General features: G+C 73.1%; 10 protein-coding genes. 6 read left to right on the forward strand and 4 right to left on the reverse strand.

Annotated features, from left to right (window positions below; genetic code table 11):
- The first annotated feature begins 84 nt into the window (after nucleotides 1-84).
- Complete coding sequence (locus K7787_RS20120; RefSeq protein WP_223002431.1) at nucleotides 85-1,635, forward strand: M23 family metallopeptidase; 1,551 nt, start codon at nucleotides 85-87, stop codon at nucleotides 1,633-1,635.
- 96 nt (nucleotides 1,636-1,731) lie between these two features.
- Here K7787_RS20120 and pcrA read toward each other — a convergent pair whose 3' ends face one another.
- On the reverse strand, nucleotides 1,732-4,257 hold the full coding sequence (gene pcrA, locus K7787_RS20125) for a DNA helicase PcrA (protein ID WP_223002432.1): 2,526 nt from the start codon (nucleotides 4,255-4,257) through the stop codon (nucleotides 1,732-1,734).
- 1,124 nt (nucleotides 4,258-5,381) lie between these two features.
- On the opposite strand from pcrA, the gene K7787_RS31825 reads away from it, so the two are divergent.
- Both K7787_RS31825 and K7787_RS20135 read left to right on the forward strand, forming a co-directional pair.
- Nucleotides 5,382-6,443: a C40 family peptidase gene (locus K7787_RS31825; RefSeq protein ID WP_247721100.1), complete on the forward strand. Its 1,062-nt coding sequence runs from the start codon at nucleotides 5,382-5,384 to the stop codon at nucleotides 6,441-6,443.
- Between the two features lie 167 nt (nucleotides 6,444-6,610).
- Nucleotides 6,611-7,579, forward strand: coding sequence for a tellurite resistance/C4-dicarboxylate transporter family protein (locus K7787_RS20135; RefSeq protein WP_223002433.1), 969 nt, complete (start codon nucleotides 6,611-6,613; stop codon nucleotides 7,577-7,579).
- Between the two features lie 24 nt (nucleotides 7,580-7,603).
- On the opposite strand, the gene K7787_RS20140 is transcribed toward K7787_RS20135, so the two are convergent.
- Nucleotides 7,604-7,957, reverse strand: a complete 354-nt coding sequence (locus K7787_RS20140) for a hypothetical protein (protein WP_019981664.1) — start codon at nucleotides 7,955-7,957, stop codon at nucleotides 7,604-7,606.
- A gap of 438 nt (nucleotides 7,958-8,395) precedes the next feature.
- Between K7787_RS20140 and K7787_RS20145 the strand changes: the two genes are divergently transcribed.
- Nucleotides 8,396-9,463 (forward strand): C40 family peptidase, encoded by a 1,068-nt coding sequence (locus tag K7787_RS20145; protein ID WP_223002444.1) that lies wholly within the window; start codon nucleotides 8,396-8,398, stop codon nucleotides 9,461-9,463.
- A 112-nt stretch (nucleotides 9,464-9,575) separates the two neighbouring features.
- On the opposite strand, the gene K7787_RS20150 is transcribed toward K7787_RS20145, so the two are convergent.
- Nucleotides 9,576-10,307, reverse strand: a complete 732-nt coding sequence (locus K7787_RS20150; protein WP_019981666.1) for a LuxR C-terminal-related transcriptional regulator — start codon at nucleotides 10,305-10,307, stop codon at nucleotides 9,576-9,578.
- Nucleotides 10,307-11,596, reverse strand: coding sequence for an ATP-binding protein (locus K7787_RS20155; protein WP_009190219.1), 1,290 nt, complete (start codon nucleotides 11,594-11,596; stop codon nucleotides 10,307-10,309). The genes K7787_RS20150 and K7787_RS20155 overlap by 1 nt, the downstream gene beginning before the upstream one ends.
- 209 nt (nucleotides 11,597-11,805) lie before the next feature.
- Between K7787_RS20155 and K7787_RS20160 the strand changes: the two genes are divergently transcribed.
- Nucleotides 11,806-13,389: a PspC domain-containing protein gene (locus K7787_RS20160; RefSeq protein WP_223002434.1), complete on the forward strand. Its 1,584-nt coding sequence runs from the start codon at nucleotides 11,806-11,808 to the stop codon at nucleotides 13,387-13,389.
- Nucleotides 13,376-13,627, forward strand: coding sequence for a hypothetical protein (locus K7787_RS20165; RefSeq protein WP_009190217.1), 252 nt, complete (start codon nucleotides 13,376-13,378; stop codon nucleotides 13,625-13,627). The genes K7787_RS20160 and K7787_RS20165 overlap by 14 nt, the downstream gene beginning before the upstream one ends.
- Nucleotides 13,628-13,811 lie beyond the last annotated feature (184 nt).

Below are 13,811 nucleotides of genomic sequence, written 5' to 3' on the forward strand. Positions count from 1 at the left end.
CGAAGATTGTCGCGCCCGCGTACCGCCGGGTACAGTCACCGCACTGCTCTGGCAGCCCCTGTTGTCGAGGCGAAAGAGAAGTTGGTGAACGACCGTCACCCGTCGGGGACCGCTACCACCCCGGCACCGGCCTCCGAAGACGCCTCGGCGCCCTATGCGTCGTACGGCGGACAGGAAGCCGCGTACGGCGACTTCACCTCGTACGACACCACGTACGACGAGTACGGCGCCACCGGTTTTCACACCGGCACGTACCACACCGCCGACTACTCCGCCGCCCCCGGCCACGACGGCTTCACGGGCGAGAACGCCCAGGTCACCGGCGCCTACGACACCGCCCAGTGGGCCACGGGCAGCCACCAGAGCCTGAACTGCGACGCCTACGCGGCCCAGCACCACGCCGCCTACGACACCGGCGCCTACGACACGACCGCGTGGGCCAGCGGCTACCAGCAAGTGCCGTTCGTGCCGCAGCAGTCCGCGCCCGCCGACACCAGCGGTCAGTGGGACGCGAGCGCCTGGCTCCAGAACGACCCGCAGGACGCCGCCGCCGAGGCGGCCCGGCAGTGGGACTGGAACGCCCAGGGCTCCGACACCCAGACGTTCGAAGCTCAGGCGTTCGACACGCAGACCTTCGACGCGCAGCCCCTCGGCGCACAGGCTTTCGACACCGGCGCCTACGACGCCACCCAGTGGAACACCGGCGGCACGGTCGGCGAGGAGAGCACCGCGACCGGCCTGCTTCCCGAACCCCGGCAGTCCTACGACGACACGGGCGCCGACGGCATGGCCCCGGCGGCGCGGGAGCAGGACGCCACCGGTGAACTGCCCGCCGTCGACCTCCTGGAGGACCAGGAGGAGATCACCCCGGTCCCGGTCCCGGCTCCCCGCGCGGCGGGCCGTTCGCGCCGCCGCCAGCCGGCCAAGCGTTCGGCGCTGCTCACGGTGGCGGTGCCCTCGGTCTGCGTCCTGGGGGTGGCCGGCGCGGCCGCCGCTTCCGTGGGCACGTTCACCGACGACGCCAAGGAGACCTCGGCGTCCGCCCCCGACGCACACCCCGTCCAGCCGGCCACCGCCAACAACAAGCTGGACACCCAGCTGCAGAGCCTGTCCGCCGGGGCCGACGACTTCGCCGACCGGGCCAGCCGTACGCAGGAGCGCATCGACCTCAAGGCCCAGCAGGTGGCCGAGCAGAAAAAGGCGGCGGAGGAGGCGGCCCGCAAGGAGCGGCTGCGCCCCAAGTTCATGCTGCCGGTCCTGCAGCGCGGGCTGAGCGCCTACTTCGGCCAGGCCGGCGTGAACTGGATGTCCGTGCACACCGGCATCGACTTCCCCGTCGCCTACGGCACCACGGTCATGGCCGCCACCGACGGCACGGTCCGCACGCAGTGGAACAGCGCCTACGGCAACATGCTGATCCTCACCGCGAAGGACGGCACGGAGACCTGGTACTGCCACCTCTCCAGGTACCGGGTTCCCTCCGGTACGAGTGTCAAAGCCGGGGAGCCCATCGCGTATTCGGGCAACTCGGGCAACTCCACCGGCCCGCACCTGCACTTCGAGGTGCGGCCCGCGGGCGGGTCGCCGATAGACCCGCTGCCGTGGCTGCGCAGCCACGGCCTCGACCCGACCTGATCCCGGTCCTGGTTCCGGTTCCGGTTCCGGTTCCGGTTCCGACGAGCATGAGCCCCCGCCGCGCGGGGGCTCACCTCATTCGGCGCCCACAGAGGCCTACAGCTTCTCCACCGGCGCGTACCGCAGCAGCAGCCGCTTGGGCTTGGCGTCGCCGAAGTCGATCGTCGCCTCCGCGTTGCCGCCGGTGCCCTTGACCGCGACCACCGTGCCGAGGCCGAACTGGTCGTGCGTGACCCGGTCGCCGACGGCGAGGGACACCACCGGCTTGTCCGCGGTGCGCCGGGTGGCGAACCCGGAGGCGCCGGACGCCGACGAGCGGGAGCGGGACGACGACAGCGAGGCCGCCACCCCGGACGCCGGTCCGGAGGGCGCCGCCACCGAACCGCCGGTCCGCTTCCAGTCGACGTGCGTCTGCGGGATCTCCTCCAGGAACCGCGACGGCGGGTTGTACGACGGCTGTCCCCACGCGCTGCGCATCGCCGAGCGGGTCAGATACAGCCGCTCCCGCGCGCGCGTGATGCCGACGTAGGCGAGCCGGCGCTCCTCCTCCAGCTCCTTGACCTGGCCGAGGGCACGCATGTGCGGGAAGACGCCGTCCTCCATGCCGGTGAGGAAGACCACCGGGAACTCCAGGCCCTTGGCCGTGTGCAGGGTCATCAGTGTGATGACGCCGTCGCCGTCCTCCTCGTCGGGGATCTGGTCGGAGTCGGCAACCAGGGCGACCTGCTCCAGGAACTCAGACAGCGCGACCGGCTCGCCCTCCCCGCGCTCCTGCTCGAACTCCAGGGCGACGGCGGCGAGTTCCTGGAGGTTCTCGATGCGGGTCTCGTCCTGCGGGTCGGTGGAGGACTGCAGCTCGGCGAGGTAGCCCGTGCGTTCGAGGACGGCCTCGAGGATCGTGGCCGGACCGGCGCCCGACTCCACGATCGTGCGCAGCTCCTCCATCAGCGTGTTGAACCGCTTGACGGCGTTGGCCGACCGCGCGGCCATGCCGTACGCCTCGTCCACGCGGCGCAGCGCCTGCGGGAAGCTGATCTTCTCGCGCTGGGCGAGCGCGTCGACCATCGCCTCGGCGCGCTCGCCGATGCCGCGCTTGGGCACGTTGAGGATGCGGCGCAGCGGGACGGAGTCCTCGGGGTTGGCCAGTACCCGCAGGTAGGCGAGGACGTCCCGGACCTCCTTGCGCTCGTAGAAGCGGACGCCGCCGACGACCTTGTAGGGCAGGCCGACGCGGATGAAGATCTCCTCGAAGACACGGGACTGGGCGTTGGTGCGGTAGAAGACGGCGACGTCTCCGGCCTTGGCCTCGCCCGCGTCGGTGAGCCGGTCTATCTCGTCGGCGACGAACTGCGCCTCGTCGTGCTCGGTGTCGGCGACGTAGCCGGTGATGCGGGCGCCGGCGCCGGCGTTGGTCCACAGGTTCTTCGGGCGGCGCGACTCGTTGCGCTCGATGACCGCGTTGGCGGCGGACAGGATGGTCTGCGTGGAGCGGTAGTTCTGCTCCAGCAGGATCGTCGTCGCGTCCGGGTAGTCCTCCTCGAACTGGAGGATGTTGCGGATGGTCGCGCCGCGGAAGGCGTAGATCGACTGGTCGGCGTCACCGACCACGCACAGCTCGGCGGGCGGCACGTCGGCCTCGCTCGGCGGCACGTCCACGGGGTGCTCGGCGGTGCCGACGAGTTCCCGGACGAGGGCGTACTGCGCGTGGTTGGTGTCCTGGTACTCGTCGACCAGGACGTGCCGGAAGCGGCGGCGGTAGTGCTCGGCGACGTCCGGGAAGGCGCGCAGCAGGTTGACCGTCGTCATGATCAGGTCGTCGAAGTCGAGGGCGTTGGCCTCGCGCAGCCGCGACTGGTAGAGGGCGTACGCCTGGGCGAGGGTCTTCTCGAAGCCGTCGGTGGCCTGGGCGGCGAAGTCCTCCTCGTCGATCAGCTCGTTCTTCAGGTTGCTGATCTTGGCGCTGAAGGACTTCGGCGGGTAGCGCTTGGGGTCGAGGTCCAGGTCGCGGCAGACCAGGGCCATCAGGCGCTTGGAGTCGGCGGCGTCGTAGATCGAGAAGGACGACGTGAAGCCGAGCCGCTTGCTCTCGCGGCGCAGGATGCGCACGCACGCGCTGTGGAAGGTCATCACCCACATCGCGTTGGCCCGCGGGCCGACCAGCTGCTCGACGCGCTCCTTCATCTCGCCGGCGGCCTTGTTGGTGAAGGTGATCGCCAGGATCTGCCCGGGGTGCACGCCCCGCTCCGCCAGCAGGTAGGCGATGCGGTGCGTCAGGACGCGGGTCTTGCCGGAGCCCGCGCCGGCCACGATGAGCAGCGGGGAGCCGGCGTGGACGACGGCGGCGCGCTGGTTGTCGTTCAGCCCCTCCAGGAGCGCGGCCGAGTCGACGACCGGCCGGGGGGCGCCGTCGCGGTAGTAGGCGTCCCGGCCGTACCCGTCGGAGTCGCGGGGGTCCGGGAGGTAGGACTCCGGGTCCGGCGGCACGTCGAACTTCCCGCCGAACAGATCGTCCGGAACGGGCTCCGGAGCGTGATCGTCCTCGGGCGGCGGCGGTGGTTCCTCCCCATGGGCCCGCGGGGCCTGGAGATCCGCCAGGAAGCTGTCGTCAAAGAGGCTGCTCATCGCTCTACGAGTCTAGGGCTCCCCGCTGACAACCCGGGGCCGGATCGGCCGATCGCCCTCACGGAGCACATCGAACGGGACCGGCCGGCCGTCGGACGGGGCGGCCGTCGAACGGGGCGGCCGTCGAACGGGGCGGCCGTCGAACGGGGCGGCCGTCGAACGGGGCGGCCGTCGAACGGGGTCGCCCGGACCGGACCGGACCGGCCGGCCGCGGCACGGCCGCAACCCGGCCACCGCGCGGCCATCGCACAAGGCCGGTTGGACCGGACCAGGCCGCTCGACCGGGGCCGTTGGACCGGACCAGGCGATCACCCCACGCAGCCGGTCCGCCACGGCGACGACACGGTTCGGCCAGGTCACGAATACGTATCGGGCATATCACGCATCGACCTTCACATGAGCCTCACGGGTTGGTTACCGTTCCCACGGGCCGCACGACCCCACCGGCGAACGGCGCCGGGCCGCGCGGCCTCCGCCGAATCCGGCCGCACCGCCATGCGCGCCGGACCCGGGACCCGCGCCCCCGGAGGGGAATCGGTCCGCCTTCTTCCACGAGCACAAGCTCGCCACGAGCTTCTTCCGCGAACGGGACAGCGAGGCGCGCCCTTCCGGAACGCCCGCCCGAACCGACAGCCCACCCGGCAGGCGGAGGATGGAAGGAGTCGCCACCCTTGGCGTCGCACCGCAAGCTCCACCCCCCGGTCCCGCACACGACCGGCCCGTCCGCTCCCGCACCGACTCCCGCTCCGGTTCCGGCCGGTCCGGCTCCGGGCTCCGTGGCCCTGCTCCCCCACAGCGGCGAGCCCTCGGACGTCCTGTCCCTGGGCGGGAGGCCGAGCCCCGAAGAGGTCGAGAGAAAGCTCGACGAGCTGTACCGGCGGGCCGATGCCGCGGCCGACGGCCGCGAGGAGGCCGAGGGCCGGAACGGCGGGGCCGGGAGCAGGCGCGACAGGGACGGGCGCGGGGGCGCCGAGAGCCGGTACGGCGAGGCCGAGGAGGGCCCCGGTGGCACAGGAACCGGGGCCCGTGCCGGAGTCGGTGCCGGTGCCGGAGTCGGTGAGAGGGGCGTCCGGCAGCGTGGCCGGGCCGGGGCGCTCCGCGACGGCGCCGCCAAGCGCACCGACATGCTGACCAAGGCGCGCGAGATGCTGGGGGCGTTCACCGCGGCGCCGTACCGCCCGGCGGCCTCGGGACCGGACGCCGCCGCGCTGCTGCTCACGGAGGCCCCGAGCGGCTACTTCGACCAGGCGCAGCTGATGAGCCGGCTGACCGCGCAGCAGCGGGTCCGGGCCGGCGGGCGCACCGCGCAGCGGCCAGTGGGGAGCGGACAGAACCTGTCGGCGGGGGCCGGGCAGAGCCCGTCGGCGGGGCGGAATCCGTCAGTGGACGCCGTCGTTCCCGGGGCGGCTGGTCCCCGTACTGCTCGTCCCGGTACCGCCGTCCCGGGTGCTGCGCATCTCGATGCGGCGGCTCCCGGTGCTGCGGGTCTCGATGCGGCTGTTCCCAGTACTGCTGGTACCGGTACCGAGGGTTCTGGTCGTCATCGGGCCGCCGCGGCCGGGGCCTCGGTCACGAGGTCGGCCGGGGCGTCGACCACGGCGTCGGCCGCACAGCAGTACGACATCAGGGCGGCCAAAACCGCCGTCCAGCGCAAGCTCGTCGCGGCGCGCACGCTGCTGGCGGCTGCGGGAACGCCCACCGGCGCACACGCCACGGCCGCCCCAGCCCCGGCCGTGCCGGCCACGCCAGTCGCCCCAGCCGTGCCGACCGCCGCGGACGAGGCCGTGCGGCGGGTCGGCTCCCCGTCCGCCACCAAGGCCCACAAGGCCCTCGCCTTCGCCCGCGCGCAGATCGGCAAGCCGTACGTGTGGGGGGCGTCGGGGCCCGGTTCCTACGACTGCTCGGGGCTCACCCAGGCCGCGTGGAAGGCCGCCGGGGTCGCCCTCCCCCGCTCCACGCGCGACCAGTCCGGCGCGGGCACGACGGTCCCGCTGACCGAGGCGCTCCCGGGCGACCTCGTCTTCTTCCACGACCCCCGCGATTCCCTCGGCGAGGTCGGCCACGTCGGTGTCTACGCGGGTCACGGCATGATGATCCACGCCCCGGAGCCGGGCGCGTACGTCCGCGAGGACCCGGTCCACCACGACGGCGCCCCGGCCGTCCACCACGTCGTGCGACCGGCCTGAAGGGAAGGCGGGGAAGAGCACGTCCGAGGTGGGCGAGTGGGCGGGTGGCGCCGGCGCATCCGGTCGCGAGGACGGCGCGCACCCGGTATGGGTCACCTTGGCGCAATTCGAGTGCGCCCGCGCGCGCCCCGCCCGCACGGCGCGCGCGGCTCCTTAGGATCGCGCTCATGCCCGCCACCTCCCCCCTGCGCGCCTGGCTGGCGCAGCGTCCGCCCGCGGCCGGGGCCGCCGTGATGGCGAGCGGCATCGTGTCGGTCGGGCTGCAGCTGGCGGGATACGACGTGCTGTCCCTGGCGGTCCTCGCGGTGGCCTGCGTCGCCTATCTGGCGCTGGCGGCGGACTTCGCCGTGCGGCTGCTGCGGGACCGGCCGCGGTGGCTGGCCGACGCGGGGACGCCGGGCGGGCTCACCGCCGTGGCCGCGACGACCGTGCTGGGCACGCGGTTCTCGGCGCTGGGCTGGCAGACCCTGGCCGCGGCGCTGCTCGCACTGGCGTTCGCCCTGTGGCCGTGGCTGCTCGTGCTGGTGGTGCGGAACTCACGGCGTCCCATGCCGGGCGCCGTCTTCCTGTGCTGTGTGGCCACGGAGGGTCTGGCCGTGCTCGGCGCGTCCCTGGCCAAGGCGCGAACCGTGCCCTGGCTGGCGCACACGGCGCTGGTGTTCTTCTGGCTCGGCCTCGCGCTCTATCTCCTCGCACTGTCCCGGTTCGGGCTGCGGGAGGTGCTGGAGGGGCACGGGGACCAGTGGGTCGCGGGCGGTGCGCTGGCGATCTCGGCGCTGGCCGGCGCGAAGCTGATCGCCGCGGGGAGCGCGGGACCGTATCTGTGGAACGACGACGACAGCGGGGTCCTGCGCACCGTGACCCTCGGGCTGTTCGTCCTGGACCTGTGCTGGTACGCCGTCCTGCTCGTCGGCGAGTTCGTCCGGCCCCGGCTCCATTACGACGTACGCCGCTGGTCCACCGTCTTCCCGCTGGGGATGACGGCGGCGGCCGCGCTGTCCATCGCCGTCTCCCTGCGCATGCCGGAGCTGGACGCGCTCGGCCGGGTGCTGCTCTGGGTCGCGGCGGCGGCCTGGCTGGCGGTCGGCGCGGGGGCGGTCGCGGAGGCGCGCGCCGACCTCAGGGCCGCGCGCTGACCCGCCGCACCGCCTGGGAGACGATCAGGTCCACAGCACGGCGATGAAGATGTTCGCCATGGTCAGCAGGCCGACGACGCCGAACATGCTCTTGTCCACCTTCTCGTCGTCGCGCTTGACGTAGACGAGGCCCAGGATGACGATCAGCAGCGCCAGCTTCACGCCGATCTTGATGTTGTCGAGGGGGTAGTCCTGAGCCTGGTTGAGGCCGACCAGGACGACGCCAGTGACCAGCATGGTGAGCGCGCCGTGCAGCATGCCCGGCACGAATCGGGCCGTGCCCTGGCCCATCGCCTTCATCTGGGTGAGGAAACCGCCGAGCAGCGCGGCGATGCCGATGATGTGCAGGCCGACGAAGAGATGGATGAGTACGTCCATGAGGCCGGAGCCTAATCTCAGGCCTTCGCCCCTCCGACACCGGCCCGTCCCGCGCACCCGCCCCGCGGACGTGCGGGTCGCCCTCGGTACGGCGGTGCGCATACGCCCCATAGCACCCTCTTACTCCTGTTCGCTCCGGAACCTCCGCTTCGGTCATCACTCCGCGTGAAGTGACCGCCCTCCGGAATGCCCGGCGGTCACATACGGTCACCCTCCGGTCTGCTCGCGCCAGTTCCGTACATGGAGCCACCCGCCCGACACGGTCGGTCCTAGCGTCCTCACCCAGGTGACCGGCCATCCCCAGCGCCGCCCGGGTCAGGGGCGGCGGCCGGGCACCTCCGCCGAATGGTCCGGCGGCGGCATGCTCCCCCTGTTCGCGCCGTCGCCGGACCCCGCACCCCGCATCAGCGGCCGGACGAAGGGAACGTGAAGCTCCTCGTGGCAGCGCACCGCAGGCCCCGGCAACGCCCGCTCAGCAGCGGCACAGCGCGTACCGCCGTCACGCTCGCCCTGGCGGGCGCGGCGACGGCCACCTGCTTCGACGGGGTCGGACAGGCCGCGCCCCAGCCGACTCCGACGCAGGTCAGGGCCCGGGTGGATCAGCTGTACCGGGAGGCGGAGACCGCCACCCAGAAGTACGACGGCGCGAAGGAGAAGGCGGACGCGGCCGAGCGGCGGCTGCGGACACTCGGCGACGAGGCCGCCCGCACCCAGGCGAAGCTGAACTCGGCGCGGGAGACCCTCGGATCGATCGCCGCCGCCCAGTACCGGGAGGGCGGCGTCGATCCCACCGTGCGGCTCATGCTCTCCGACGATCCCCGGCACTATCTGGAGAGCGCCGAGTTCACCCAACGGGCCGGCGCCCGGCAGGAGGCCGCCGTCGCCGGAGTACGCGGTCAGCTCAGGAAGATCGAACGGCTGCGCGGTGCGGCCCGCGTCGAACTGACCTCCCTGAAGTCGCAGCAGGCGGAGCTGCGGCGGCACAAAAGGACGATCACCACCAAGCTGGACGCGGCCCGGCGGCTGCTGTCCCGGCTCACCCCGCACCAGCGCGCCGAGGCGACCGGCCAGGACGCGGACGCCTCCGCCGCCTCCCGCACGGCCGCAGCCCCGTCCGCACGCCCGCTCGGCCGTCCGGGCGCGGTCGCGGCGCCCACCTCCCGGGCGGCCGCCGCCGTCGCCTACGCCTACCAGAAGCTCGGCAGCCCCTACGTCTGGGGCGCGACCGGCCCCCACGCCTTCGACTGCTCGGGCCTGGCCCTGGCCGCCTACCGCGCCGCCGGCGTCTCGCTGCCCCGCACGACCTACGCCCAGATCAACGCCGGCCACCGCGTCTCACGCTCCGAGCTGCTCCCCGGTGACCTGGTGTTCTTCTACTCCGGGATCAGTCACGTCGGCATCTACGTCGGCGACGGCCGCATGATCCACGCCCCGAACCCCTCGGCCCCCGTCCGCCTGGCCCCGATCGACCAGATGCCGTTCGCGGGGGCGACCCGGGTGGCGTGAGGCGGACAGCTTCGGCCGGGAGCCGAGGGCTGGTGCTGCGAGAGGCGGGCGGCGGGCGCCGCGGGCGCGACGAGTGGCCGGGCGGGGGCCGGGTCCGTTCGTGCGCGGCCGCTCACACCAGCCGGCGGGCCGTGGCCCAGCGGGTCAGCTCGTGCCGGTTGGAGAGCTGGAGCTTCCGCAGCACCGCCGAGACATGGGACTCCACCGTCTTCACCGAGATGAAGAGCTGCTTGGCGATCTCCTTGTAGGCGTAGCCGCGGGCGATCAGCCGGAGGACTTCGCGCTCGCGCTGGGTGAGGCGGTCGAGGTCCTCGTCCACCGGCGGCGCGTCGGTCGAGGCGAAGGCGTCGAGCACGAAGCCGGCCAGCCGCGGCGAGAACACCGCGTCACCCTCCTGGACACGGAAGATCGAGTCGACGAGATCCGCCCCGGTGATCGTCTTCGTCACATATCCGCGCGCCCCGCCGCGGATGACGCCGATCACGTCCTCCGCCGCGTCCGAGACGGACAGGGCGAGGAAGCGGACCGGCCGCTCGCTGTCGGCCATCAGCGCGGCACAGCGGCGCAGCACCTCGACCCCGCCGCCACCGGGCAGATGCACATCGAGCAGGACGACCTCGGGGCGGGCCGCGGTGATGACGCTGACCGCCTGGTCGACGTCCGCCGCCTCGCCGACGACCTCCACCCCGGTCTCCTCGGTCCGGCCGATCTCGGCCTGGACGCCCGTGCGGAACATCCGGTGGTCGTCGACGAGGACCACGCGCACACGCCGTCCGCCCGCCCCGCCGGCGCCCTCCGCCGCCTCCGCTCCCGCCGTGCCGTTCGTCTCGGTCGGGTCGCTCATCACGTGTTCTCCGCCCTCTCCATCTCCAGCTCGACCTCCGTGCCGCCGTCCGGCACCGCGCGCAGCCGGGCCGTGCCCCCGTTGCGCTCCATGCGGCCGATGATCGATTCTCTGACGCCCATGCGGTCGGCGGGTATCGCGTCGAGGTCGAAACCGGGGCCACGGTCCCGGACGGACACGAAAACCTTCTTCCCCTCCACCTCGGCGTAGACCTGCACGGCGCCGCCCTCGCCACCGTACTTGGCGGCGTTCACCATGGCTTCCCGCGCGGCTTGCATCTGTGCGCCGATCCTCTCGTCGAGCGGGCAGTCGCCGACCACGACCACCTCTATGGGGACGCCATGCTTGTCCTCCACCTCGGCGGCGTTGCGCCTGACCGCCTCGGCGAGGGTGGCCGGTTCGTCGGCCTCGTCCTTGCCGTTGCCCTCCGGCTTGTAGAGCCAGGCGCGCAGGTCGCGCTCCTGGGCCCGGGCGAGGCGGCGCACCTCCCCCGCGTTCTCCGCGTTGCGCTGGATCAGCGTGAGGGTGTGCAGCACCGAGTCGTGCACGTGGGCCGCGACTTCCGCCCGCTCCTGGGCGCGGATGCGCATCAGCCGCTCCTCGGAGAGATCCTGCGTCATCCGCACGAGGTACGGGCCGGCGAGCAGCGTTATGCCGACGAGGACCGCGAGCGCCGCCTGGAGGACCGAACCGAGGTGGGCGGCCGAGCCCTGCAGGACGAAGATCGCGGTGACGCCCGCCGTGACCAGCAGGACGCCCGCTCCGGTGCGCAGCAGCGTGAGCGTCCGGCGGTGGCGGCCCACCTCGGCCCAGCGGGCCCGGCGGGCGTTGTCCGCCTGGCGCCAGACCAGGGCGACGCCCGCGGCGACGAGGACGGCCGGCACGAGATACGCCTTGGCCGCGCCGCCCAGATCCACGCTGCCGACGAAGACCGTTGCCACGACGACCATGAGGAGCAGCGCGAGTATCTGTCCCCGGTCCGGTTTGCGGGCCACTATTCTGCGGCGGCCGTCCGGCGAGGTCTCGGCGGTGACCAGCGAGGGCGGTTTCTGGCCCGCGACGCCGCCGACGCCGAGGGGCACGAAGAACCAGAAGGCCGCGTAGAGCAGCGCGCCGAGGCCGTCGGCCATGAACAGGCCGGCGAAGACGAGCCGCACCCAGACCACGGGCAGCCCGAGATGCCCGGCGAGGCCCCGCGCGACTCCGCCGAGCCAGCGTCCGTCGCTGCTGCGGTAGAGCTTGCGCGGCGGCCGCGGGTCGTCGAGGGGCAGTGCTGCGGCTTCCGGCATGCCATCGATGGTCACATGCCGTCGCGGCGGGGACATCAGGGTCGGCCCCCGAGACTCCCCTGATCTTCCCCCGGACCGGGCGGAGACGCGGTGCCGGCGGTGCTCGGACGGCCGTCGAACGCATCCCGGGCCGGGCTCAGGGGCGAATCAGGGTTCGGCCAGGGTCGTCCCGACTCCCGCCGCGGCGGTGCGCCCGTCACCATGGACGCATGACGAATCACCAGCATGCCGCGACGGGTCGGGGACCCGGCTCCGGCCCCCGCCCGATGCCGGGCGCCGGGCCGCGGGCCGCCGCACCCGGCACGGGTGCGGGTGAGGAACCGCGCCCGCCCGGACACCCGGGCGCGCAGGCGCGGCAATCAAGCGGACAGCCGGGTGCGGACGACCACCCGCACCGGACCGGAGAGGCGAGCGTGACGGGGACGACGGGGACGGCCGGCGCGGGACCGACCGCAGGACCGGACGCGGATCGCGACGCGGTCTCCGCGGCGGCCGAGGGGTCCGAGGGCGGACGGAAGCCGTTCAGGTTCCGGCGGAGCAAGCGGCACAAGATGATCGCCGGTGTCTGCGCGGGACTGGGACGGCAGTACGACATGGACCCGGTGATCTTCCGGATCACGCTGGCCGTGCTCGCCGCGACGGGCGGAATGGGCCTCATCTTCTACGGCTTCGCCTGGCTCCTCGTCCCGTCCGACGACGAGGACGAGAACGAGGTGCGCAAGCTCCTCACCGGCCGCGTGGACGGCCAGGCCCTGGCCGGCGTGCTGTTCGCGCTGGTGGGCTGCGGGGTGTTCCTGTCGATGCTGAAGAACGGCAGCGTGCTCACCTTCGCCGTCGTCCTCTCCCTCCTCCTGGCGGGAGCCGGATACTGGTCGCGGCACCGGGGCGCCCCCGACCCCGATCCACTGGCCGCCCAGGCCGCCGCCGACGCCCCGCCGGAGGCGCAGGCGCCGCCGTTCCCCGCCTCCTACCCCTCGTGGTGGCGCGAACCGATCGTCAAGGACGGCACCCACGTCGGCGGCACCGGCTATCTGTGGGGCCCCCAGGACTCCCGTGACCGGGACATCGCGGCCGCCGTCAACATCAGTCTCGGGACCCGCGCGAGCGAGGACCTGCACACTCCGCGCACAGGCGGTGCCGAGCCGCCGCGCCGCCCCCGCGGACCGCGCTGGATCGGCGGCTGGATCTTCCTGCTGGCCCTGGTCGCCGGTGGCCTGGGAACCAGGCTGACCTGGGACGACCACGCGCTCGGCACCAGTCTGCAGGCCGGTCTGGGATGCGCGCTCGCCGTCTTCGGACTGGGCATAGCGGTCAGCGCCTTCCTGGGGCGGACAGGCGCGGGGTCGGTCCTGCTGGCGATCATCACGGCGGCCCTGCTCACGGCGTCGGCGGCGCTCCCCAAGAACATCAGCACCCAGTGGACGCACGCGACATGGCGGCCGGCCACGACGGCGGAGGTGCAGCGCGAGTACGACCTCGGCACCGGTGAGGGCACTCTCGACCTGACCCGAATACGCATCGGCGAGGGCCGGACGGTGACGGCGCGGGCGGAAGTCGGTGCGGGCCGGCTGCGGGTGATCGTCCCCCAGGACGTGACCGTGCGGGCGACCATCGACGTGGGCCTGGGTGACGTCCAGTTGCCGGGCGAGAGCTCTCAGGACGTGGATGTGACTCCGGGCAGGCACCAGCAGGTGACGCTGCCTCCGGCATCCGGTGACAAGGGTGCCGGAACACTCGAACTCGACCTGCGGGTCGGCATGGGACAGGCAGAGGTGAGCCGTGCTGCGTCATGAATTCCAGCCGGGGAAGCTGGTGGCCGGGGTGTTCCTCATCGCGGCGGGTGTCGTGTACGCGGGCGCTGCTCACGGGCTCTGGCGGATCCCCTGGTTCGCGGCCGTCCCGCTCGTCGTGGGCGGGCTGTGCCTGGCCGGCGTCGCGGCACTGCTGAACCGGGCCGTACGAAGGAACCGGGCGGGGCGCTGTCGGCCGGGACCGGGACTGGCCGACGTGGGGGCGGACCGGATGGACTGAGCGCCGGGTGCCCGCGCGGTCCCGAGCGGGAGGCGTGCTGGAGTGGGCGGAGGGCAGCCCGCGTCCTGGAGACCGCGCGAGCCTGGAGACCACCAGGAAATCCCGGCAGCGGTCGCCGGTGAGTACGGCAGCTGTATGCGCGGGGAGTCCCGGAGGCCGTCAGCTGTAGGTGCGGAAGCGCCCA

Origin of the sequence: Streptomyces sennicomposti (assembly GCF_019890635.1) — a bacterium.
GTDB lineage: Bacteria > Actinomycetota > Actinomycetes > Streptomycetales > Streptomycetaceae > Streptomyces > Streptomyces sennicomposti.